The following is a 24,530-nucleotide window of genomic DNA, read 5'->3' as shown; positions in this document are numbered from 1 at the left end:
GAACCAGCAAATTACTAAAACCAAAAACTGTCTACATGGACTTTAAACAGATTCAGGAGCTGATTAAAATGATCAACAAGTCAAACATCAGCGAACTGAGCATTGAACAAGACCAGTTTAAGATTACAATAAAGCAGAAAGATAACGAAGTACAGCAGATCGTAACCGTGCCGGCCGTTACCGCGGTCCAGCCCGTTGCCGTTGCTCCCCAGCCCGTAGCGCAAGCCGCTCCGGCTGCCGCTGCGCCTGCTGCTCCCGCTGCCGCAGCTCCTGCCGCTGCCAGCAACCTCATCACCATCAAATCTCCCATGATCGGTACCTTCTACCGCAGCGCCGGCCCCGGAAAGCCGTCCTTCGTGAACGTGGGCGATGAAGTGGCTCCGGGCAAAGTTGTTTGCATCATCGAAGCCATGAAACTGTTCAATGAAATCGAAAGCGAAGTAAGCGGAAAGATCGTGAAAGTACTGGTGGACGACGCTTCACCCGTAGAATACGACCAGCCGCTTTTCCTTGTAGAGCCGTAACATTGCATAACGGTCGAAGGTTGTAAGGTTGCTTGCAACCTTTTTCCTTTCGCTGTTTTTTATAACACTATTCGCGTAACATGTTCAAAAAGATATTGATCGCCAACCGTGGCGAGATTGCCCTGCGCATCATCCGCACCTGTAAAGAAATGGGGATCAGGACAGTGGCAGTTTATTCAACGGCGGACAAAGACAGCCTTCATGTCCGTTTCGCCGACGAAGCCGTGTGTATCGGAAAGCCGCAGAGCAGCGATTCTTACCTGAATATCCCTCACCTGATGGCTGCTGCCGAGATCACCAACGCAGACGCTATCCACCCCGGCTATGGCTTCCTCGCCGAAAATGCCCGCTTTGCAGAGATCTGCGGCGAGCACGGCATCAAGTTCATCGGCCCCACCCCGGAAATGATCCGCAGGATGGGCGACAAGATGACCGCCAAAGAAACCATGATCGCAGCCGGCGTGCCCGTGATCCCCGGTTCCGAAGGCCTCCTCGAAAGCGTGGAAGAAGCCCAGCAACTGGCAAAGGAAATGGGCCTGCCCGTTATTCTCAAAGCAACCGCCGGCGGCGGTGGTAAAGGGATGCGCGTGGTTTGGGACGACAGCGAGCTCGCCAATGCCTACGAAATGGCCAAAAACGAAGCCCGCGCCGCTTTCAGCAACGACGGCATCTACATGGAGAAATTCGTGGAAGAGCCCCGTCACATCGAGATCCAGATCGCAGGTGACCAGTACGGCAAAGTATGCCACCTCAGCGAGCGCGACTGCTCCATCCAGCGCCGTCACCAGAAGCTGGTGGAAGAGTCTCCTTCTCCCTTCATGACGCCCGAGCTCCGTGAAAAAATGGGTGAAGCCGCCATCAAAGCCGCTTCCGCCATCAATTACGAAAGCGTGGGAACGATCGAGTTCCTGGTAGACAAGCACCGCAACTTCTACTTTATGGAAATGAACACCCGTATCCAGGTGGAGCACGGGGTAACCGAAGAAGTGATCAATTTCGACCTTATCAAGGAACAAATCAAGATCGCCGCCGGTATTCCTATTTCCGGGAAGAACTATACGCCGCAGATGCACGCTATCGAGTGCCGCATCAACGCGGAAGACCCGCATAACGATTTCCGCCCTTCACCGGGTAAAATCACCGTCCTCCATACACCCGGAGGCCATGGCGTGCGCGTGGATTCCCACATCTACGCCGGTTATGTGATCCCGCCGTACTACGATTCCATGGTCGCCAAGGTGATCGCCGTGGCCCAGACCCGCGAAGAAGCCATCAACACCATGGAACGCGCCCTGTCCGAATTCGTGATCGAAGGAGTGAAAACCACCATTCCCTTCCATCAGCAACTCATGCAGGACGAGAACTTCCGGAAAGGCAACTTTACCACCAAGTTCACTGAAACATTCAAACTGCAATAACCGCAGCTACGGAATAAACGAAAGGGCTCCCGGAATCGGGGGCCCTTGTCGTTTTGTCCATTCAAATTAAAATAGCAGGCCGCAAAAGCAGCCCGCTCTCATAAAATTATACGAAGGTTATGGGGCTGCGCGCGTAAGTCCGCGCAGCAATCCCGGCCAGGCAAAACAACCCTGCCGGTGATTAATTTCTTGTTCGATCGGTAAATCGATATGTAAAAGTACCCTGCGCGGCAATGCGCTTCGGGGAAATGGGACGAACCATGAAGATGATGGTACGAATGCATAAAAAAGGGCCATCCCTGCGGACGGCCCCTTGCATTAAACCTTAAAACGTTATCTCATTGTATGTCTGATGAAAATCTTCCGTCCTTGAACCATATTGACGGAGATATCTTTTTTATTTTTTCTCTGTAACGGGCGCAGCGGGTTTTTTCTTGTGCATGCCGTCTTTACGGCTGTGCCTGTGCTGCATTCTTTCTTTCTGGCGCCATTCGTTGTATTGGGAGAATTTCTCATCGCCCAGGGCCAGTTTTACTTTAGCGTCGCGCTCGGTGTGGAGGGATTTGAATTTCTCCCGGCGTTCGGCCTTATCGGCGTCTTTGAGCGCCATCGCTTTGGTCATGTATTCCTTGTTGATGGCTTTCAGGTCGACGCTTTGTTTTTCGGTGAGGCCCAGTGCTTTTACGGCTGCTTCACTGCGGTCGTGGTGGCCTTTGCGGCGTTCGCGCATACCTTCTTTTCCGCCTTTGGCAAACTCGCCTTTTTTACCATGCTTGCCGTGGTAGCGGCTTTTCCGTTCTGCGAAGCGTTTTTGATTTTCTTCCCATTTGGCGTATTGGTCTTTATCCAGTACGGATTTCAGCTGGTCTTTGCGGGAATTTGAAAGGGCGTCGTGTTTAGCCTTGCGGTCTTCCTTGCTAAGGGCTTCGTTTTTCCGTAATTCCTTCAGGCCGTCGATATATGTTTTATTAATATCGCGAACCTGGGTCGTTTGCTGTTCAGACAGCTTGAGGTCTGCGTTGGGTGCGGGTTTTTCCTGGGCGTTGGCCAGGGAAACCGTTCCGGAAAGCAGCACCATCCATACAATTTGTTTCATCATGGCGATCATTTTTTATACATCATAGACCGGCATGGGGGAGGGAAGTTTAAAGGAGAGGTCATAAAAGTTTGTTAATGGCTGTTATGAGCTCGGCAGTATGGTGCGGCCGGGGGGCTTTTTGGGTGACTAATTTCCCTTCCTTATCGATCAGCATGTAAGTGGGGAAGCCCTCGTCCAGGTAATCTTTTTCGAATAGTTGCTGCATGGCGGCGGGCAAATTATAATGTACCACGTTTGCGCCGGTGATCCGGTGTTGTTTAATGGTGTTTTTCCATGCTTCCATTGGTGATCTGTTGGCGAGATACAGGAATACGACGTCTTTTCCCGCATATTGTTCTTTTACGGGGGGCATATGCTGCATGGCTTCCCGGCAGGGAATGCACCAGGTGCCCCAGATGTCGAGATAGATCACTTTACCGCGGTAAGGGGCGGTGATGTGCCGGTAGATTTCGGCGCTCGTTTTCAGTTCCGGGAACTCGGTGATGAGACGCGCGCCGGCCAGCAGCGCATTGTCGGCCTGCAACGCTTTCAGGGCATCGTTGCGCTGAGTAAGTTGTTTGATCAGATAGGGTTCTTTCACGCTGGCGCGCAGCGCCGTCATCATGGAATCATCCAGCACGTGCCCCTGCCGCTGGATGATGGAGGCCAGCCATGCCTGCGTCAGCGATCTTTCGACAGGGTGCAGGATGTATTCGTTGTGGAGGGAATCGATATTGCTGCCCGGGAGATTCAGGGCTTTGGTGGATATGTGGGAATGGATGTCACGCAGGACAGTCCGGTAATCCATTGCCAGATAGCCGGTGGTGAGTACCGGGCGGACGATGGAGTCTATAGTGGCGAAATACCGTTTCTCATGTTTCACGCGGTCATTCCACAATACGTAATAGTAACGCTGGGTGAGGACGGAAGCATTACTATAGCGCAAGGTGGTTTCAATAAACTGTAAGGCTCGTGCCTCCAGCGGGGTTCGCCGGTGGTAGTCCTGGAGAAATTGCATCCTGGATCGGAAAATGCCGTGGACGGTATCGCAGAACGCGTCCAGTTTGAATTGTTCGTTCCATTGGCGTGATCCATAACCGGTTTGGTTACTCGAAGCTGCCTGGTGGCGCCAGTAGCGGTAAATATCGTTATGCAATCGGGCATTTGAACCCTCGAAAATGGTGGCCGTATGTTCTTTCCACGCGGTAATGGCGGCGGTATCGCCACGTTTGGGGCCTTCTATTTTGTTCATATCGGCTGACAGGTACATCGTTTCGCCGGGGATGGCTACATTCCATAAGCTGGCGCGGCCGAAATCGATGTGGATCTCACCGGGCGCCGGCATGGGGAACGTCAGCCGGAAATGGCCGTTGGAATCGATAGGGGCGGAATAGGTTGCCTGGTTATTGCTGATCCATTCCGAAACGGCTACTTTAAATGGCGGACCGCCAGTGAAGTTTTTGTATTCCCCGATAATGGTGACGGAATCTTCCCTGAACCGGAGCGGGCCGAAGCGCGCGGGCTGATTCGTGGATTCCATGCGTGGGGGCATTTCGGCTTGCTGGGAAAAGAGGGTTAAGGGGCTGGCCAGGAGCGCCAGGATTTTCAGGGATCTTATCATGACGGGTAGCTTATTTCCGGTAAAATAAGCCATAATACGACGGCTACGGGTTATCCGTAGTTAAAGTTTCCATAAAAACGGGAAGGCTATAAAAAGATAAACCCCCGGTGAATACCGGGGGCCATCATACACCAAAACAATCTTACGGTTTTTATCGCAAGAAAAGCAGTTCTCTGTATTTGGGCAGGCCCCAAATCTTGTCATCCACCAGGAACTCCAGTTTGTCGGAGTGGTAACGGATGGTGTCGAAGAACGGTTCTTTGATCTTCTCGCAGTAGTCGATGGCTTTCTGACGGCTGTCTTCCAGCTTGTTGGCTACTTTGCGTGCTTCGATCATTGCCTGCACGTTTTCGCTGATGACATTGATGTGTTCAGATATCTTGGTTGCGATCTGGCGTTGCGCTTTGGAAGCGTCGTCGCCGAAACCTGCATCTTTCAGTCCTTTGATGTTGGTGAGGAGGTCGTTCTGGTACTTCACAGCTGCGGGCAGGATGTGGTTGGTAGCCAGGTCGCCGATCACGCGGGCTTCGATCTGAACTTTTTTCACGTAATCTTCCAGGAGGATTTCGTGACGAGCGTGCAGTTCTTTTTCGTTGTACACACCCATTTCGGTGAACAGTTTGGTTGCTTTCGGGGAGATGAAGGCATCCAGAGCTTTCGGGGTGGTTTTTACGTTGGGCAGACCGCGTTTCTCTGCTTCTTTCGCCCAGTCTTCGCTATAACCGTCGCCTTCGAAGAGGATCTTCTCGGAATCAACGATGTATTTGCGGAGGGTTTGCATGATAGCGATTTCTTTCTTCTCGCCTTTTTCGATCAGGCTGTCCACTTCTTTCTTGAACTCAACCAGGGTTTTAGCCATGATGGTGTTCATTACGGTCATAGCGGAAGCGCAGTTTGCGGAAGAACCTACGGCGCGGAACTCGAATTTGTTACCGGTGAACGCGAACGGAGAAGTACGGTTACGGTCGGTGTTGTCGAGCATCAGCTCCGGAATATGACGGTGGAGGTCCAGTTTCAGGATAGCCTCGTCTTGTTCGTCGAACTTGTTGTTCACGCGGGATTTAACTTCCTGCAGAACTTCGTAGAGGTATTTACCGGTGAAAACGGAGATGATGGCCGGGGGAGCTTCGTTGGCGCCCAGACGGAAGTCGTTGCTGGGAGTTGCGATGGAAGCGCGCATCAGGTCGGCGTAGTCATGTACCGCTTTGATGGTGTTCACGAAGAAGGTGAGGAACATCAGGTTGGTTTTCGGTGTTTTGCCGGGAGCCAGCAGGTTCACACAGGTATCGGTAGCGAGGGACCAGTTGTTGTGTTTGCCGGAACCGTTGATGCCTGCGAAGGGTTTCTCGTGGAGGAGCACTTTCAGTTTATGGCGTTTGGCCACTTTGCTCATCACGTCCATCAGCAGGGAGTTGTGGTCAACTGCGATGTTTACTTCTTCGTAGATGGGAGCGCACTCGAACTGAGCGGGGGCCACCTCGTTGTGACGGGTTCTCAGGGGAATGCCCAGTTTGTAGGATTCTTCTTCGAAATCGCGCATGTAAGCGTATACACGCTCGGGGATGGCGCCGAAGTAGTGATCTTCCAGCTGCTGGCCTTTAGCGGGCGCGTGGCCTACAACGGTGCGGCCGGTAAGCAGCAGGTCGGGACGGGCATTGGCCAGACCTTCGTCGATCATGAAATATTCCTGTTCCCAGCCGAGGGTGGCGGTAACTTTGGTAACGTTTTTGTCGAAGTAGTTGCACACGTCAACGGCAGCTTTGTCCAGGGAGGAGAGGGCCTTCAGGAGGGGCGCCTTGTAATCCAGGGATTCGCCGGTGTAGGCAACGAAGATGGTGGGGATGCAGAGGGTTCTGCCGGTGCCCTGCTCGATGATGAAAGCGGGGGAGGAAGGATCCCAGGCGGTGTAGCCGCGGGCTTCGAAGGTGGCGCGGATGCCGCCGTTCGGGAAGCTGGATGCATCAGGCTCCTGTTGTACGAGGGCGTCGCCGTCGAAAGTTTCGATGGAAGAACCGTCGCCTTTAATAGTAAAGAAGGAGTCATGTTTTTCGGCGGTAGTGCCGGTGAGGGGCTGGAACCAGTGCGTGTAGTGGGTTACGCCTTTCTTCATTGCCCAGGATTTCAGGCCGGAAGCGATCTGTTCGGCCATTTTGCGCTCGATCTTATTGCCGCCCTTGATGGAATTCATCAGGCTTTTATAAGCCTCGTCGCTGAGGTGTTCCCGCATGGCTTTGCCGGTAAACACGTTGCTGCCGAAAACGTCGGTAATCTTGCCGTTCAGTTCTGGCTTTACTTTGAAGTCAACGCCGGTCAGATTTTCCAGCGCTTGAAAGCGTAACGATTGCATGATGTGAAAAATTTTATACAAAAAAACGCCAGTTTGGTTTAAAATGCAAGCAAATCGTGGAATTGTTACCAAAAAATTGCATTTGCCCGGAAAAAACCTTATATTTTTAAAATTCGGCCAAATATTCCAAGGCTGAAACCCTCAAAACTGATATATTAAAAAATTAATAATTTGTATTTGGGGCTTTCGGGTTCATTCTTGTCTATTGATAGAAAACTATGTAGTTTTGCATCTTCTTTTATAAACCTTCTCAATTCATGCAAACGACCACAGTTGAAACCGCCGAACAGTTAGGACTGACAGCTGACGAATTTGAACGCATAAAATCCATCCTGGGCCGTACACCCAACTTCACCGAGCTGAGCATGTACTCAGTGATGTGGAGCGAGCACTGCAGCTATAAGAACTCCATCGTATGGCTGAAAAGCTTACCCCGGGAAGGCGGCAGGCTGCTCGTGAAAGCTGGTGAGGAAAATGCCGGTTTGGTAGATATTGGCGACGGCTGGGCCTGCGTTTTCAAAATCGAATCGCATAACCACCCCTCCGCCCTCGAACCTTTCCAGGGTGCAGCCACCGGGGTAGGAGGTATCCACCGCGATATCTTCACCATGGGCGCCCGCCCCATCGCGGCCCTCAACTCCCTGCGCTTCGGCAACATTAATGATAAAAAGAACCAGCACCTCCTGAAAGGTGTGGTACACGGCATCGGCCATTACGGCAACTGCTTCGGCGTACCCACTGTGGGCGGTGAAGTATATTTTGAAGACTGCTACGGCACCAACCCCCTCGTGAACGCCATGAGCGTGGGCGTGCTGAAAGTAGGTACCATGGTTTCCGCCACCTCCTACGGAGAAGGTAACCCCGTATTCATCGTGGGCTCCGCCACCGGGAAAGACGGCATCGGCGGCGCTTCCTTCGCTTCCGCAGACATTACCGAAGAATCCGCCAAAGACCTCCCCGCCGTTCAGGTAGGCGACCCCTTCCAGGAAAAGAAACTCCTCGAAGCCTGCCTCGAAGTGGTGAAAACCAATGCCCTCGTCGGCATGCAGGACATGGGCGCCGCAGGTATCACCTGCTCCACCGCCGAAATGTCCGCCAAAGGCGAACACGGCATGATCATCCACCTCGATAAGGTACCCACCCGCCAGGCGAATATGAAAGGCTGGGAAATGCTCCTCTCCGAAAGCCAGGAACGCATGCTCATCGTGGTGCAGAAAGGCCGCGAGAAAGAAGTGCTCGATATCTTCGAGAAATGGGACCTCCACTGCGTACAGATCGGCGAAGTGACCAAAGAGCCCGTCCTCCGCTTCTACATGAACGGCGAACTGGAAGCCGTGCCGGTGGTTGGCTTCACCGCAGTGATGACACTGGTGCTCGGCGGCGGCGCCCCCCAGTACCACCGCGCGTACGTTGAGCCCAAATACTTCGAGAAAATCAATCAGTTCGATATCCAGAACGTTCCCGACGTAGCCGATGCCCGGAAAGTAGCCGAGAGAATCGCGCAACTCCCCAATATCGCTTCCAAACGCTGGGTATATACGCAATACGACAGCATGGTAGGTACCGCCAACGCCAGCACCAACGCCCCCTCCGATGCATCCATCGTAGTGGTGAAAGGTTCCAAAAAGGCGCTCGCCGTTACCACCGACTGTAACTCCCGCTACGTTTACGCCGACCCCCACACCGGCGGACAGATCGCCGTGGCCGAAGCAGCCCGCAATATCGTTTGCTCCGGCGGCGAACCCGTAGCCATCACCAACTGCCTCAACTTCGGCAACCCCTACGATCCGGAAGTTTACTACCAGTTCGTACACGCCATCCAGGGCATGGGCGAAGCCTGCCGCAAGTTCAATACCCCCGTTACCGGCGGTAACGTGAGCTTCTATAACCAGAGCCCCGACGGCCCCGTGTACCCCACGCCCACCATCGGTATGCTCGGCGTGCTCGACAGCATCGAACAACGCATCACCCTCGATTTCAAAAATAACGGCGACCTCATCTACCTCGTAGGCCGCAGCTATAACGATATCAGCAGCTCCGAATACCTCCATAAACTGGTCGGCGTGGAATTCAGCCCCGCCCCGCATTTCAAACTGGAAGAAGAACACCGCCTCCAGCAAGCCATCACCAAACTCAACGCCGCCGGCCTGGTACAGTCCGCCCACGACGTGAGCGAAGGCGGCCTGTTCATCACCCTCCTCGAGAGCGCCATGGCAGGTAAATCCGGTTTCGACATCAACACCAACAAAGACTTCCGTAAAGACGCCTTCCTGTTCGGTGAAGCGCAGTCCCGCGTGGTGGTGACCGTTAACCCGGCCGACAAAGAGAAATTCGAGTCCCTGCTCCATAACCTGGTAGACGCTTCCGCCACTTCCGTTCGCTTCGAACTGCTCGGCACCGTAAAAGGCAACAGCATGATCGTTGACGGCGAAAACTGGGGCAATACCGCCGACTGGAAAGTGAAGTACGATACCGCACTCGAAAGCCATCTGTAATTCAATTAGCCATTGTATACGAAGGGCTGGCCGCATGGTCAGCCCTTTTTCGTAAACCCAATCCCCCCATCCGTTAATTCCCCCGCACCACAGCCGTTCCCCCTTCCTAGCTTGCGTCCAGAAAATCACCCCATAAACCCTTCAACAGTTATGAAGAATATTAAGATTACATTGCTGGCAACGGTTCTTTTAATCGCCCTCGGCGCCTGTAAGAAAGAAGGCCCCGCCGGTCCGGCAGGGAAAGACGGTGCAGACGGCAACGCCAACATCACCGCAAAGAAATTCACCACCATGGCGTCTACCTGGAAATACCCCGGCCACTACGCCCTCGATTACGGCAACAACCAGGTGAAACTGCATTTCAGCAAGTACATCACCATGGAAGCCCCCGAAATCACCAAAGATGTTATCGATAACGGACTGGTACTGGTGTACATGATCCCTAAAGGCGTGCACAACTGGATGCCCCTGCCGCTCTCTTTCCAGGCGGCCAACCCCTCCGACGTCGTGCATAATTTCGCATACGAATACCGCCAGGGAACACTCACCATCCATTACTACTGGACGGCCAATACCACCGGGAAGCAAGTGCCCGACGGACTGGAAACCACCCTCATGCCATTCTATAACTTCCGTTACGTGGTGGCGAGCGGCGTGATGAGCGACAAACTGAAATCTTCCGGTGTGAATATGCAGGATCCCCTGGCCGTTGAGCACGTCTTAAACGGACGCTGATCTTTTACGGGAAGCGGACAACCATTTCCGGCGATACCAGATCAGTATCCCCGACAGTGCGAGCGCACCTGGTGTTAACCCGAGCAAGCTGTAGAGTATTTTAAGCGGTATGCCGCCGTAGTTCCCGAAGTGGAGGGGATTAACGGCGGCGTTCCATTTCGCGGAAGCGGATGCTTCGCTGAAAATGGTCTTCTTGATGACATGGCCGCTGTCGGACGAAAGCGAAACGGTGGTCGACGACTCCCCGAAAATCAACGGTTCCCCCGCGCTGCCGAGAAACAGCACCGGCCCGCCTTCCTTGCGCGGCGGACGGATCCCCCGCAGCGTATACCCCGGAATTTCCGCATGGGCTTTCTGTACAAGAGCGTCGAAATCGATGGACTGCTGAACAGCGATGGACGGAGCCGGTTTCCCCACCCGCGCGCTCACCACTTTCCACTGTATCAGGATCCCGGTGATCACGATCAGGAGGTTGAACACCAGCGACCATACCCCCACGATCCGGTGAAGGTTCCGCCAGCGCCGCCGCCGGAATTTCCACTCGATCTTATCCCGGAAAGTGAGCACTTTCCACAAATGCTTCCGGTAAACGTAGAGTCCCGTCCCGATGGCGATGAGCATGACCACGGCCATGGTGAGGATCACGATGGAGCCGTTGCGCCCGCTCAATAAAGTGAAGTGCAGGAACAGGAGCGCCCCGGTAAAATATTCCTTGTTCCCGCGCTGTTGGAGCACTTCCGCGGTGTAGGGGTTGAGGTAGAGGTATACTTTATCTTCCGCGTTATATTCCGCCCGCATGATGAGCGCTTCTTCGGGCTGTTGCGGAAGGCGGAGGAACGTGAGATAAGGGCGCCCGGGCATGGCGCTGAGGCCTGCGGCATATAATTCGTTCAGGGAAAGGCGTTCCCCGGCCGGCTGAACGGTGAAATGTTGTTTGTTGAGGGCGTGGTCGATCTCGTCGGCGAAAACGAGCAAACTGCCCGTAAAGCTTAATAGCAGGAGGAAGCCCCCTGCTATTAAACCTGTTACCCGGTGCCACCGGAATATCTGTTGCGATAATGCCATTAAAACTTATATGTGTACTGGAGGTTGACGCGCGCGCCGTTCCCTTTCACATAGTTTTCGTCGCGGGCATCCCACTGCGAAAATACGGTATAGTAATCTTTGTTGAACAGGTTCTCCACACCGAGCGTGACGCTGCTGTGGCCGTCGAAGCGGAAGCTGGAGAACAGGCTGAAGATGGCGAAGCTGTTCACCGGCCCCTGCGGGTACACGTACAGGCCTTTGTCGTTAGGCTCGAAGCGGTCGCGTTTCAGGGCCTGGAGCATCTGCAGGCGCAGGCTCAGCGGCGCGATGGGCTCGTACTGCACGAAGGCGGTGATCTTTTGGGGAGCGATGCGGTCGCCGCCCATCCAGGCGTCGGCTGCGTCTTTGTAATTGCCGTTGTTGTCTTTATCGATTTTGCCTTCCACGAAGGAATAGGTGGCGCCGGCCTGGAGGTTTTTCAGCAGGCGGGCGTCTGCCGCGAATTCAAAACCATACACTTTCTCGGGGTTGCGCGCGATCTCGAAACGGCCATCGGTCAGCACGTAGGAAGATCCGAGCTTGGAAGTGCTGATATAATAGGCGGCTTCGAGGTTCACGGGGCCGAGCGTGCTGCTGGCGCCGATTTCGTAGTTATGCGCGATCACCGCTTTGGAATTGATGAGGGAAAGGGTGTTCTCTTTAGCTGAACGGAGCGTGCGGCCCAGGTCGGCGATGGAGAAGCTTTGCGAATAGCTCAGGAAAGGTTTGAAGAACGTCCACTCATTATAACGCAGCCCTGCATTGTACACGAACGCGTTGTAGCTGAGGTTTCCGCCTTTCACGGCTACGCCGCCCACATTGTATTCGCCGGTTGTGTTATTCTTGCTGATGATGGTGGTGTAGTCGGGAACGTCGATGTTGATGTTCTCGAACCGCGCGCCTGCCTTCAGCACCCAGTGGCGGAAGATCGTCGTTTTCAGCTGGGCGTACGGGGCATAGTTCTTCATATCCATTTCGGGCGCCCAGGTGCGGCCGTCTACCAGGTCCTGGTTGGTGATGTCGTTCATGAAATCGAGGCCGTACATGGCTTCGATGTCCACGTTTTTGCCCGCGCGGATGGGGGTGTTGAAATTCACCCTTACCCCTTGTTTCTTGCTGTTGATCTGCGATTGCCCGCCGCCCGGCCAGGAATCCACGAAGCTGTAGATCGTCCGGAAACGCTGCATGTATATGTTCACGTCGAGGTCTGTACCGCCAACGATGCCCTCGCTGCTCCAGTGCAGGCTGGCATTGTGGTTGAAAGGTGTGCCTTCGGGCGAGCCGGGGCGCGTGCCGGGAACGCCGGTAGATGCGGTATCCCCGTATTTGCCTTTTTTAAGGATGTAATCACTTTTCTGGGTGCTCTGGAAGAAGTTGTACGTCAGCTCCAGCCTGTTTTTGGGGTTGATGCTGTAACCGATCTTGCCGAAGCCGTTCCAGAGCTGGGTTTCGCCAAGACTGTATTCCGGCGACAGCACCTGGCCTTTGGCGTCTTTATACACGCCGGTTTGCTCGTACTGGCCGGAAACCACGAAGTCGAACTTCCCTTTGGAGCCCGACAGCAGCTGCCCCACCTTCATGCCGGCGGTGTGTTGCGCGCTCTTCAGCTGGGTGTTGCCGCCGATGGTGGTTTGCCCGCTGAGGGGCTTGCCGGGCTGGCCTTTCTTCGTGATATAGTTGATCAGGCCGCCGTCGGCCCCGTTCCCGTAAATCGCCGTGGCGCCTTTGATGACTTCGATGCGCTCGATGGCGGAGGGGTCGATGGAACGGATATCGCGACCGCCGGCCCGCAGGGGAGTGGATTGCGGGATGCCGTCCACCATCACCAGGAGGTTGCGCCCGCGGAGGGTTTGGCCGGTATTGCTGGTCTGGTTGGTGCTGAAGCCCAGGCCGGGTACCGCCATGGCCATGATATCGCCGAGGTTGTTGTTGATGCTTTTCTGCGTCTCCAGCTCGCGGGGCCCTACGATGGTGATGGAAGAGGGCACTTCATCGAGCGTTTCCCGGCGCCGACTGGCGGAAACCACCACTTCGTTGAGGTCGCCGTTGGATTGCAGGGTGATATCGGTAATGGTGGTGTCTGCACTGAAGCGGGCGGCCTGTTCCAGGCTTTTCTGGCCCACGCCCGAAATGCGGATGGTATGTTCGCCCTGGGGCGCGGCGAGTACGAAATTGCCGCCGGCCGAAGCGATGGTCCCCTTTTTCAGGGAAGGAATGCTTACGTTAACGAAAGGAACGGGCTGGCCCTGCTCATTGCGGACGGTGCCGCGGATCACGCCCTGCTGCGCGTAGGCGCCCTGGGCGCCGGCAAGCAAAAAGGCCGCAATTATCACTGTTCTCATGCAAAATATAGTTAAGGAAAATGCAGCGCAAAGGTACGGCCGTTGCTTCCCCGGCTGTTTACGAGATCGGGAAAAATATTGTTCGAACCCGGAAAAACAGCAGGAGCGGGGATTACAACACTTTATTGCCCTGAACGGACGTTTTAACAGCTCCTTAACGAAATACAACGTTTGTGTAATAGTCGCATAGCTGTAGGAATGCTATTTTTGGAAAGCTTGTGAATGTTCAATTAACCATGCCCGGCACAAGGCAACCGAAAGGTTCTCAACTCTTTGCATAAACTGACTTGATTATATTTTATAGCCAGGGCGTTCACCGTCCCTGATCTATGCCAGCCCGAAGATTTTTTATTACCATGTCCTACTGAACGATCGATTCTTGGAAGATCATGTATTACACCTAGTGAAAGAACGATTTGTTTGCATGGGGCTGACTAACCATCAGCCCCCTTTTTTTGCCTCCCCCCGCGTCACTCCCTGCCTCCGCAAAGCAAAGCCTGGCATCGCTTCCGGGCATAAAAAAAGCGCTCCTTGCGGGAGCGCCTTTCTGCCTGGGCATAAAAAATTATACTACCGGGATTTCCGCTACTGCGTAAGCCTTCGCGTCGAGCTTGGCTTTGGTTTCCGTGAAGGCTTTGAGCGTCAGCTCAATATCTTCGTCGGAATGCGCCGCGGTGGGGATGAGGCGGTAGATGATCTGTCCTTTCGGGATAACGGGATATACCACGATGGAGCAGAAGATGTTATAGTTCTCGCGGAGGTCGAGGCACATGGCCGTGGCTTCCGGAATATCGCCCTGCAGGTAGATCGGCGTAACGGGGGAATCGGTTTTGCCGATATTGAACCCGCGGTCGCGCAGGCCCTGCTGCAGTTTGTTCACATTGCTCCAGAGTTTCGCTTTCATTTCAGGATGCGCGCGCATGAGCTGTACGCGCTTGAGATGACCGATCACCAAAGGTAAGGGAATGGATTTGGCGAAGATCTGCGAACGCATGTTATAGCGCAGGTAGTTGATGATGGCTTTGTCGCCGCTCATGAACGCTCCGATGGAAGCGCCGGATTTCGCGAAGGTGTTGAACAGCAGGTCGATCTTGTCCTGAACCCCCTGCTCTTCGCCGGTGCCGGCGCCGGTTTTACCCATAGTGCCGAAGCCGTGTGCGTCGTCTACCATCAACCGGAATTCAAAACTGTCTTTCAGCGCCGCGATTTCCTTCAGTTTACCCTGATCGCCGGCCATGCCGAATACGCCTTCGGTAACTACGAGGATGCCGCCGCCGCTGGTTTTGATGTATTCCGTGGCGCGGCGCAGCTGTTTTTCGAGGTCTTCGATATCATTATGCTTGAACACATAGCGGTGCCCCTGGTGCAGGCGCAGGCCGTCGATGATGGAAGCGTGGCACTCCGCGTCGTACACGATCACGTCGCGGCGGTTGCAAATCGCGTCGATAGCGCTCATGATGCCCTGGTAGCCGTAGTTGAGGAGGGTCGTGTCTTCCTTGCCCATGTACTCGCTCAGCTCTTTTTCCAGCTGTTCGTGGTAATTGGTGTTACCGCTCATCATGCGGGCGCCCATAGGGGAGGCCAGACCGAAATCCGCCGCAGCTTTGGCATCCGTAGCCCTCACCTCCGGGTGGTTGGCCAGGCCCAGGTAGTTGTTGAGGCTCCAAACGATCTTGTCCTTGCCCCGGAATTTCATACGGGGGCCGATCTCGCCTTCCAGCTTGGGGAAAGCAAAGTATCCATGGGCGCGCTCGGAGTGCTCCCCGATCGGACCCATATGCTTCAGCAGTTTCTCGAATATGTCCATGTGATGATTAAAATGAAATTAAAATTTGACCACAAAGGTATTAAAATATTATTTTTTGTAAACTTAGGTTACTTTTACACCCTATTTTTTCCACGTCAGAACGGACCATCGTTAAAAGGAACTAATTATAAGCGTTATATGAGCCGTATTAAAATGCTAGCCGTATTCCTGTTGATGTCGGCCCCGGTTGCTTTTGGTCAAAAGGCTACGTCGCCTGCCAAAGGCTTCCCGCCCAACTACGGGAAAAAAGCAGAAAATCATGTAGCCCGCCCGAAACTCGTGGTGGGGATGGTAGTGGATCAAATGAGATGGGATTTCCTCTACCGGTATTACGACCGCTATACGAACGACGGCTTCCGGCGCCTCATCAGCGAAGGATTCTCCTGCGAGAACACGCTGATCCCCTATACGCCGACCATCACCGCCTGCGGCCACACCTGCGCCTACACCGGATCCGTTCCCGCCATCCATGGCATCATCGGCAATAACTGGTACGGCCGCGAAGTGAAACGCTCCGTGTACTGCACCGAAGATACCGCCGCTACAGCCGTTGGAGGCAGCGCCGCCGCCGGCGCCATGAGCCCCAAAAACATGCGGACCACCACCATCACCGACGAGCTCCGCCTGGCTACCAACTTCCGCAGCAAAACGGTAGGCATCGCCATCAAAGACCGCGGCGCCATCCTCCCCGCAGGCCATACCGCCACCGCGGCGTACTGGTACGACGGCGTTACCGGCAACATGATGACCTCCAACTTCTACATGAACGAACTGCCGGCATGGGCCAACGCCTTCAACCGCCGCCAGCTCCCCCGCGAATACATCTCCAAACCCTGGACCACGCTGTACCCGGTAGACACGTACATCCAGAGCACGGCCGACGAAAAGCCCTACGAAGGCAAGTTCAAAGGGCAGGATAACACCTCCTTCCCCCACGAACTGGCAGGCTCCGCCGGCAACGCCTTCGGCATCCTTTCTTCCACGCCCTTCGGCAACACCTACACCCTGGAGTTCGCCAAAGCCGCCATGGAAGGCCATCAGCTCGGGAAAGGCCCCGTGACCGACTTCCTCGCCGTGAGCCTTTCGTCCACCGACTACATCGGCCACCAGCACGGCCCCAATTCCGTGGAAACCGAAGATGCTTACCTGCGCCTCGACAAAGACCTGGGCGATTTCTTCAAATACCTCGACCAGAAAGTAGGTAAGGGCCAGTGGCTCTTCTTCATCACCGCCGACCATGGCGTGGCGCACGTTCCCGGATTCATGCAGGAAAACCACATGCACGCCGGCCTGTTCGACGACGGCGCCATGATGAAATCCCTGAACGCCGGCATCGAGAAGGAGTTCGGTTTCAAAAAAGCCATCATCGCTTCGTATAACTACCAGTTCTGGCTCGATAACGATGGTTTGCGCGCGGCAGGCAAGCTCGAAGAAGCGAAGGCCTACATCCTCCGCGAAGGGCTGAAATTCAACGGCGTAGCCAACATGATCGATCACCACGCCCTGGGTACCACTGCGCTCCCCGAGCCGCAGAAACCCATGGTTACCAACGGTTACAACGTACTGCGCTCCGGCGATATCATGGTGCTGCTGCAACCCGGTTATTTCGATGGCGGTAAAACCGGCACTACTCATGGCCAATGGAACCCCTACGACGCCCACATTCCCCTGGTATGGATGGGCTGGGGCGTAAAACCCGGCAAAACCAACCGCACCACGCATATGACCGACATCGCGCCCACCGTGGCGGCCATGCTCCGGATCCAGATGCCGAACGGCAACGTAGGCCACCCGATCACAGAAGTATCGCACTAAGCGGATTACCGATAAAATTCACTGCGCCCCGGCTGTTCAACAGTTGGGGCGCTTTGTTTTTCATATAGTTACACATGGGTTTAAAACGTTAAAAATAATTCCTGTACATTTGGTTCATGTCAGGTATAACCTATACGGTGGCAGGGAGAATTGCCACGATTACGCTGAACCGCCCGGAGAAGCGGAACGCGCTCAACGGGGCCGTGGTGCGGGAATTGCGGGAAGCGTTCGCGCAGGCGGAGGCAGACGAAAAAGTGAAAGTGGTTATACTGGCCGCCAACGGCAAGGCATTCTGCGCGGGGGCCGACCTGGATTACCTGCGGCAATTGCAGCAAAACGATTTTGAAGAGAATTATGCCGACTCCCGGGAGCTGATGCAGCTGTTCCGGGAAATATATGACTTGAAGAAGGTGGTGATCGCCCAGATAGAGGGAGATGCCCTGGCAGGAGGCTGCGGGCTGGCCACGGTGGCCGATCTCAGCTATGCCGTACCGGAAGCGCGGTTTGGGTATACAGAAGTGAAGATCGGGTTTGTGCCGGCGCTGGTGAGCGTGTTCCTCGTCCGCAAGATCGGGGAGGGCAGGGCCAGGGAACTGATGCTGACCGGCAAACTTGTAGATGCCGCCACGGCGGAAAGATATGGCATGATCACCGGCCTGGTGCCGGCAGATCAAATTGCCGGGCACGTACAGTCGATAGCGGAGGGCCTCTGCGCGGAGGCTTCCTCTAACTCGCTGACGGTCACCAAACAACTGATAGCCAACGTATTTGACGGCTCCCTGGAAAGCGGGCTCGAAGCAGCGGCCCGCACCAACGCCGAAACCCGGCGCCATCCCGATTGCCAGAAAGGGATCGCCGCTTTTCTTGACAAACAGAAACCTGAATGGTAGCGGAAAACAGCCGTTTGGCACAGATTTTTCATTTACCTGAATAACAATCATTCTATATGCGAAAAATGTCACCTCTCCGCCTGCTGGTGCCGGTCCTTATCCTGGCCGCATCCCTGCCGGTTTCGGCGCAGCGGACCATTTCGGACGCCAGGATTACCTACAAAGTGGAAATGCCGCCGGAACAGCTCCAGATGGAGGCCATGTTTGCCGGGAGCTCCATGACGCAGTACATTCGGGGGAACCTGAGCAGGGTGGATATGAACTTCAACGTAGTGAACTATATTTACCTCATCAATTCCCAGCAGGAACATGTGATCACGCTGATGGACAACCACGGCGACAAATACCTGATCCGAACGGATAAAAAGACTTACGAGGCCGATGTGAAGCGGTTTGCTTCCATACAGTTCGCGGACCAGTCCGAAACCCGGGAGATTGCGGGCTACAAATGCCGGAAAACGATCGGCACCATGGCCGACGGCGCCACCTTCGAGGTTTTCTACACAACCGACATTGTGCCCGAAAACCCCTATTACAACCGCCGTTTTCAGAATCTGAAGGGTATACCCCTGGAATACGAGATCCTCACGAAATCAGGCTCTAAAATGCGGGCAATCGCTACTAATGTGGACCTCAGTCCCGTTCCCGCGTCGATTTTCGATGTGCCAAAAGGTTACCGGGAGATTACGGCGGAGGAACTGAAGAAAATCAGGGGATAACACCAACTTACTTGCACATACAGGCCGCGGATCGCTCCGCGGCTTTTTTTATGCGGAATCGCAGGGAGTGATGCGCTGTCCCGGCGCGTATGCCCGGCTGGCTGAGGAGGTATTCCCGGGCATCTGGCTGGAAAGGCGGGTTCTCCGCCTCGTATCAACTCCATTTGCAGGCAGGGTGCCTCCAGGGAAAAGGTCCGATAAAGTATAAAAAAGAGGCCTTTGCCATGCTTTTACCATGCTTGTATCCTGCCTATATCCTGCCTCTTATAAAGGGCAGGATATAGGCAGGGCAGACCCAGGTCAAAGGCAGGATAAAGGCAGGACATATATACGGAAAGCCGGTGGTAGCGGGGGGATAACTTTACTTTAGCGGGGAGATTGACGGAAAGCATATGGAAAGGGACCCCGGATGATGCGGGTAGTTGTGTGCTGGCAATACGAAATCAGGTTGGGATATACGGGGAAATTGTGCCGTATTGCGCAGGAGGCGGGGCCGGACAGGCAGCCGGGAATGGGTGGAAATGAAAAAGGCCGCCCTGCGGCAGCCTTTTCATAAAATCTCTTTCAAAAAAAACCTTATCCCTTTCTGAACGGCAGCTTAACCTGCAGGTGATGGTACTGCATTTCGGGCAGCGGAGTCACTTGCGGCGCCACTTTAACAGTGTAGGGGAGGATATAGGTAACGTTGCCCTTCCGGATCGTCATGGTAGACTTCACGTTCACGGCATTGTCAGAGCTCAGGTTGAAGGTTTGCTTCAGAAAGCCGCTCGCGCGGGAGCTGGCGTCGAGGCTGAGGCTGGTTTTCGGCATCGCAAAGCGATGCGGGGTTTCAGTCTTCTTCGTTTTGTCGTTGTTGTCGTCGAAGTATTCCGGTTCTGCTACGCCAAGATCATGGGCGTGCACCCGGATGCCAACAAGGAACAACGCGCTCACCAGAAGGCAAGACATTGAAACTGTGCGCATTATGATTTTGATCGTTTTCATTGTACTGCAAATATACGAATTATTTATCTATCATAAGGTAATCCTAACGCAAGATAAGCAGAAACCTTAATAAAATGTTAAAAAATACACGAGTGGTAGCCGGAGGCGGGTTTTGGCGGGTTGGTAAAATCGCATATATTTACATTAATGAATCACGACTTCCCATCATTTAACGAGTTTAACGAGGATTTTGAAGATTTGAGGGACTTGCTTCAGCAATTTGAAAATCTTAAGGAAGGGCGCTCCCACGCCTTTCTGGACGAAGATTCCTTTGAGCAGATCATTGATTATTACGATGAGCACGACGAGCTCAACAACGCCATGCAGGCCGTAGAGATCGCCATCGAGCAGTTCCCCTTCTCCTCCGCACTGCTCCTGAAAAAATCAGCACTCCTGATCGAAACGAAAAAATACCGCGAAGCGCTCCAGCTGCTCGAAAAAGCCGCCCTTCTCGATTCCAACGATATCAACCTGTACATCCTCAAGACCGACGTCTATCTCGCCATGAACCAACACGAGAAAGCCGCCGCCCTGCTGGAAGAACAGATACAACACTTCGAAGGGGAAGACCGTACCGATCTCCTCCTCGAACTGGCCGATGTATACGACGACTGGGAAGAATTCGAAAAAGTGTTCGACTGCCTCAAAATGCTCCTCGAATACGATCCCAACAATGAGGAAGCGCTTCATAAAATCTGCTTCTGGACCGAGTTTACGGGCCGTAACGAAGAGAGCATCCGTCTTCATACCAACATCATCAACGAGCACCCTTACAACCAGCTCGCCTGGTTCAACCTCGGCACCGCTTACCAGGGGCTCAAACTCTACGAAAAATCCATCGACGCCTACCAGTACGCCGTCGTAATCGATGAAAAATTCGATTACGCGTACCGCAACATGGGCGACGCATATATCCGTCTCCGTAAATACAACGACGCCATCGAAGTGCTCCAGAAACACCTCGAGATCGCCAAGCCGGAAGACGTCATCTATGAAGCCATCGGCCATTGCTACGAGAAAATGCGCAAATACACGCAGGCGCGTTATTACTACCGCAAGGCCGTGCATCTCAGTCCGAGCGACGATAAACTGTATCTCAAAATCGCCAAATGCTACATGACGGAGGAAAACTGGGAAAACGCCGTGCGCGCCCTGCAATCCGCCCTCCGCATCAACAAGCAAAGCGCCGAATACAATATCACCCTGGGCCAATGTTACCTGCAGCTGGGGATGGACAAGGAAGCGCTCGTCCAGTTCCTCAACGCAGTGCGCCTCCGGCCCTCGAACACTTCCGCCTGGAAGGAGTTCATCCGCGGGTTGTACCTGGCCGGGCATACCGACGAAGCCATGCACCAGCTCGATAATGCAGAAGCGAAAGTAGGCCGCAAGCCCGTTTTCCTCTACTACCGGGCCGCCATCCTCATCGCCATGGGCCGCACGAAAGACGGGCTCCTGCACCTGGAGAACGCCCTGCAACATTTCCCGCGCCAGGTCAAAAGGTTCCTCGAACTGGACCCTTCCATACTGCAGCACCCGATTATCGTGGAACTGATAGGGCGGTACAGGCGTAAACGGTGATCCTCGTCATTTTTTGCCCCGCAATCCGTATTACTTCTTATTTTTGCCGCGGTTTTTTTATTTTGTTACGATTTAAAAGCCAACTGACCAATCCAGTTTAGAGCAGGCACCGCTCTGTAAGGGGGATTGTAAAAGACACATTTCCTGATACTTATGAGAGTGGTGATGACCATTCAGAAGAATATAAACCGTGAAAAATGAATTTTAATCTTTCGCAAATTCCGGAAAGAACCAGCAAACCGCGCAGCCATGGCCTGACCATGGTGATGGACAAAGGCCTGAGCGTAGAAGAAGTGAAGAATTTCCTGTCCGCCGCGGGCCCGCATGTGGATATCGTGAAACTCGGCTTCGGTACCTCTTTCGTTACGCCCAACCTGCGCACCAAGATTGAATTGTATCAGTCCGCCAATATACCCATCTACTTCGGTGGCACCCTGTTCGAGGCATTCCTGATCCGCAACCAGTTCGACGAATACGTTCGCGTGATCAAAGATTACGGCATCAGCTACATGGAAGTATCTGACGGCTCGATCACGATCCCGCATGCGGAGAAATGCGGTTATATTGAAAAACTCACAAAACACGGCCTCGTGCTGAGCGAAGTGGGCAGCAAGGACGCCGAGCATATCATTCCTCCCTACAAATGGATCGAGCTGATGCGGGCCGAACTGGAAGCCGGTTCCAGCTACGTGATAGCGGAAGCGCGCGAAGGTGGCAACGTGGGCATCTACCGCGGCAGCGGCGAGGTGCGCGAAGGCCTGGTGCAGGAAATCCTGACCCAGATCCCCGCTGAGAAAATCATCTGGGAAGCGCCGCAGAAAGACCAGCAGCTCTACTTCCTGGAGCTCGTGGGCTGCAACGCCAACCTGGGCAACCTGGCCCCGAATGAAGTGATTCCCCTGGAAGCCATGCGCGTCGGGCTCCGTGGAGATACCTTCCACCTGTTCCTTGACAAAGAATAAGCAACATAACGCATCGAAGGCCAGGACCACAGTGCCCTGGCCTTTTTTTATCTGACGAAATCCCCTGAAACGTGCGATTATTCGGCCTTATCGGCTTTCCGCTCAGCCATTCCTTCTCGAAAGGATTTTTCACGGAAAAGTTTTCCCGTGAACAGATCCCCGGCTGCACCTACGAGAACTTTCCCATTCCCGATATTTCCGCTTTCCCCGCATTGTGGGAAGAGAATCCCGCGCTCGAAGGGCTGAACGTCACCATCCCGTATAAACAGGCTGTGATCCCGTATCTCGACGAGTTGTCGGATGCCGCGAAGGCCATCGGCGCTGTGAATTGCATCCGCCGCGAAGGCAAGCGCCTGGTCGGGCATAACACCGATGTGCTGGGGTTCGGAAGATCGCTGAAACCCTTGCTGAAAGCGCATCATACGCAAGCACTGGTGCTCGGTACCGGGGGGGCGGCATTGGCGGTGAAATATGTATTGAAAGATTTTAATATCGCATTTTCGGAGATCAGCCGGAGCGGACCGCTTACTTACGAAGCGGTAACTCCCGGAATGATGGCCTCGCACACATTGATCGTGAACACTACCCCGCTGGGTATGTACCCCAACGTGGACGCGGCTCCGCCTTTGCCATACGAGGTTGCGGGACCGGAACACCTGTTTTATGACCTGGTTTATAACCCTCCCGAAACGCTTTTCATGCAGAAAGGAATGGCGCAGGGAGCGGTTGCAAAAAATGGTCACGAGATGCTGATCCTCCAGGCCGAGGCTTCCTGGGAAATCTGGAACCGATAGGCATACGTATTTCGAAATAACCTGATTTAATAACGAACCTCCGAAAAAGCGAGATGCTTTTTTAGGAGGTTTTCTTTTTCCCGTTTACATTCGCTGAAATCATTGTTAACCCGCGGCCACTCAACTGGCCTGCCATTGTTTGTGTATGAAGAACCTGCTTCGGGCATGCTGTGCCCTGTTATTTTTCATCATTTCCGATACCGCCGGGCAAGTCCCGGAAGCCACGCCACCGCCGCGTTTGCAGGTGCCTGCTTTACCTGTAGCTTATCCGGCCGGAGTTCCGTTGAATTATATACGAACATGGCAGCCATCCCGCGCTGTGCGCGATGTACAGGCCCTGCAGCAGGATGGAAGGGAATTGTGGGAGACGCGTTATTTCGATGGACTGGGCAGGTCCCTGCAAACCGTCGATAAAGGGAAAAGCCCGCTGCGCGGAGATATCGTCACCATCGCCATTCCTGAAACACGGGGAGGGCAGGGACGGGAATACCTGCCCTTTACTTTCGAAGGCGGCAACGGGCGCTTCAGGCATCTTGCATTTGCGGACCAATACCGATACTGGAGTACCGCGCAACCGCAGGAGCAGGTGTTTTTCGGCAGCAAATCTCACGATCCTTCACCCGGGAGACAAGTGAGGAAAATATGCGCGCCGGGAAATAGCTGGCAGGGGAACGGCCGGGGACAATCGTTTTTATTTCCCGCACATACGAAGCCGGATGAGGTAGCATGCTGGAATACCGGTTTGCAGGAAGGCGCGCTCCCCATGTTTGCGGGTATGTACGAAACAGGTGCGTTGCAGAAAGAAGTTTCGGTGGATGAAAACCAACGGCAACAGGTTGCCTACAAGGATAAAGAAGGGCGGGTCGTCATGCGGAAAGTACCGGTGGCGGCGGGTGCCGGGAACGGGCATAACGGGTATGCATGCACGTATTTTCTCTTCGATCCGCTGGGACGGTTGCGATATATTTTTCCGCCCGAACTGGTGGCGGTGTTGGTGGCAAACGGCTGGAAACTGAGCGCGGCGCTCGCTGCTGACCTGGCTTTTCGTTTCGAATACGACGCCCGCGGCAGAAAGGTCACCGCGCGGACGCCTGGCATTCCGGAAACGGAATATGTATACGACGCCCGCGACAGGCTGGTGTTGCAGCGAAGCGGGAACCTCCGTGCCACAGGGCGGTGGATGGCCACGGGATACGATGCGCTGAACCGGCCGGTGTTGACCGGCGTGTTGACTACGGTTTTATCGGGCGCGGCATTGCGGGACTGGGCGGGAAAAAATACCATCCTGCCACCCGGAAAACTGGATACGCTCACGCAAACCTTTTATGATCACTATCGTTTCCCGGGAGCGGCGGG

General features: G+C 54.3%; 18 protein-coding genes. 11 read left to right on the top strand and 7 right to left on the bottom strand.

What is annotated here, in order from left to right:
- The first annotated feature begins 35 nt into the window (after window positions 1-35).
- On the top strand, window positions 36-524 hold the full coding sequence (gene accB / locus Q0510_RS21725; RefSeq protein WP_298716345.1) for an acetyl-CoA carboxylase biotin carboxyl carrier protein: 489 nt from the start codon (window positions 36-38) through the stop codon (window positions 522-524).
- 80 nt (window positions 525-604) lie between these two features.
- Window positions 605-1,942 (top strand): acetyl-CoA carboxylase biotin carboxylase subunit, encoded by a 1,338-nt coding sequence (gene accC, locus Q0510_RS21720; protein WP_298716342.1) that lies wholly within the window; start codon window positions 605-607, stop codon window positions 1,940-1,942.
- A 397-nt stretch (window positions 1,943-2,339) separates the two neighbouring features.
- Here accC and Q0510_RS21715 read toward each other — a convergent pair whose 3' ends face one another.
- The 3 genes from Q0510_RS21715 to Q0510_RS21705 form a co-directional block, all read right to left on the bottom strand.
- Window positions 2,340-3,041: a hypothetical protein gene (locus tag Q0510_RS21715; protein ID WP_298716339.1), complete on the bottom strand. Its 702-nt coding sequence runs from the start codon at window positions 3,039-3,041 to the stop codon at window positions 2,340-2,342.
- A 58-nt stretch (window positions 3,042-3,099) separates the two neighbouring features.
- On the bottom strand, window positions 3,100-4,641 hold the full coding sequence (locus Q0510_RS21710) for a TlpA disulfide reductase family protein (protein ID WP_298716336.1): 1,542 nt from the start codon (window positions 4,639-4,641) through the stop codon (window positions 3,100-3,102).
- Window positions 4,642-4,792: 151 nt separating this feature from the next.
- A complete protein-coding gene (locus tag Q0510_RS21705; RefSeq protein ID WP_298716334.1) occupies window positions 4,793-6,988 on the bottom strand; it encodes a glutamine synthetase III in 2,196 nt (731 codons plus the stop codon).
- A 257-nt stretch (window positions 6,989-7,245) separates the two neighbouring features.
- Here Q0510_RS21705 and purL point away from each other — a divergent pair, with 257 nt between their 5' ends.
- Window positions 7,246-9,483 carry a phosphoribosylformylglycinamidine synthase subunit PurL gene (gene purL / locus Q0510_RS21700; protein ID WP_298716331.1) on the top strand — a complete coding sequence of 746 codons (2,238 nt, stop codon included), beginning with the start codon at window positions 7,246-7,248 and terminating at the stop codon, window positions 9,481-9,483.
- 150 nt (window positions 9,484-9,633) lie between these two features.
- The gene (locus Q0510_RS21695) at window positions 9,634-10,218 is read left to right on the top strand and encodes a hypothetical protein (RefSeq protein ID WP_298716328.1); all 585 of its coding nucleotides are present in this window, start codon (window positions 9,634-9,636) and stop codon (window positions 10,216-10,218) included.
- Here the strand turns inward: Q0510_RS21695 and Q0510_RS21690 are convergent.
- The 3 genes from Q0510_RS21690 to Q0510_RS21680 form a co-directional block, all read right to left on the bottom strand.
- Window positions 10,204-11,283 (bottom strand): PepSY domain-containing protein, encoded by a 1,080-nt coding sequence (locus Q0510_RS21690; protein ID WP_298716325.1) that lies wholly within the window; start codon window positions 11,281-11,283, stop codon window positions 10,204-10,206. The genes Q0510_RS21695 and Q0510_RS21690 overlap by 15 nt on opposite strands.
- Window positions 11,283-13,625: a TonB-dependent receptor gene (locus Q0510_RS21685; protein ID WP_298716323.1), complete on the bottom strand. Its 2,343-nt coding sequence runs from the start codon at window positions 13,623-13,625 to the stop codon at window positions 11,283-11,285. Before Q0510_RS21685 ends, Q0510_RS21690 begins: the two co-directional genes overlap by 1 nt.
- A 565-nt stretch (window positions 13,626-14,190) precedes the next feature.
- Window positions 14,191-15,432 carry a pyridoxal phosphate-dependent aminotransferase family protein gene (locus Q0510_RS21680; protein ID WP_298716320.1) on the bottom strand — a complete coding sequence of 414 codons (1,242 nt, stop codon included), beginning with the start codon at window positions 15,430-15,432 and terminating at the stop codon, window positions 14,191-14,193.
- 138 nt (window positions 15,433-15,570) lie between these two features.
- On the opposite strand from Q0510_RS21680, the gene pafA reads away from it, so the two are divergent.
- From pafA to Q0510_RS21665, 3 genes are all read left to right on the top strand, one after another.
- The gene (gene pafA / locus Q0510_RS21675; protein ID WP_298716317.1) at window positions 15,571-17,247 is read left to right on the top strand and encodes an alkaline phosphatase PafA; all 1,677 of its coding nucleotides are present in this window, start codon (window positions 15,571-15,573) and stop codon (window positions 17,245-17,247) included.
- Window positions 17,248-17,384: 137 nt separating this feature from the next.
- Entirely contained in the window at window positions 17,385-18,137 is a 753-nt protein-coding gene (locus tag Q0510_RS21670; RefSeq protein WP_298716314.1) for an enoyl-CoA hydratase-related protein, read from the top strand.
- Window positions 18,138-18,193: 56 nt separating this feature from the next.
- Window positions 18,194-18,856: a hypothetical protein gene (locus tag Q0510_RS21665; RefSeq protein WP_298716311.1), complete on the top strand. Its 663-nt coding sequence runs from the start codon at window positions 18,194-18,196 to the stop codon at window positions 18,854-18,856.
- 576 nt (window positions 18,857-19,432) lie between these two features.
- Here the strand turns inward: Q0510_RS21665 and Q0510_RS21660 are convergent.
- Window positions 19,433-19,804, bottom strand: a complete 372-nt coding sequence (locus Q0510_RS21660) for a hypothetical protein (protein ID WP_298716308.1) — start codon at window positions 19,802-19,804, stop codon at window positions 19,433-19,435.
- A 243-nt stretch (window positions 19,805-20,047) separates the two neighbouring features.
- On the opposite strand from Q0510_RS21660, the gene Q0510_RS21655 reads away from it, so the two are divergent.
- The 4 genes from Q0510_RS21655 to Q0510_RS21640 all read left to right on the top strand — a co-directional run.
- The gene (locus Q0510_RS21655; RefSeq protein WP_298716305.1) at window positions 20,048-21,418 is read left to right on the top strand and encodes a tetratricopeptide repeat protein; all 1,371 of its coding nucleotides are present in this window, start codon (window positions 20,048-20,050) and stop codon (window positions 21,416-21,418) included.
- 197 nt (window positions 21,419-21,615) lie between these two features.
- Complete coding sequence (locus Q0510_RS21650) at window positions 21,616-22,380, top strand: phosphosulfolactate synthase (protein ID WP_298716302.1); 765 nt, start codon at window positions 21,616-21,618, stop codon at window positions 22,378-22,380.
- A 71-nt stretch (window positions 22,381-22,451) separates the two neighbouring features.
- Window positions 22,452-23,174, top strand: a complete 723-nt coding sequence (locus tag Q0510_RS21645) for a shikimate dehydrogenase (RefSeq protein ID WP_298716299.1) — start codon at window positions 22,452-22,454, stop codon at window positions 23,172-23,174.
- Between the two features lie 319 nt (window positions 23,175-23,493).
- Window positions 23,494-24,530: DUF6443 domain-containing protein (locus Q0510_RS21640; protein ID WP_298716296.1), on the top strand; the 1,037-nt coding region annotated here is incomplete at its 3' end.

It is taken from the genome of uncultured Chitinophaga sp. (assembly GCF_937874145.1).
Taxonomy (GTDB): Bacteria; Bacteroidota; Bacteroidia; order Chitinophagales; family Chitinophagaceae; genus Chitinophaga.
This window is presented reverse-complemented; position numbering and strand designations above follow the sequence as displayed.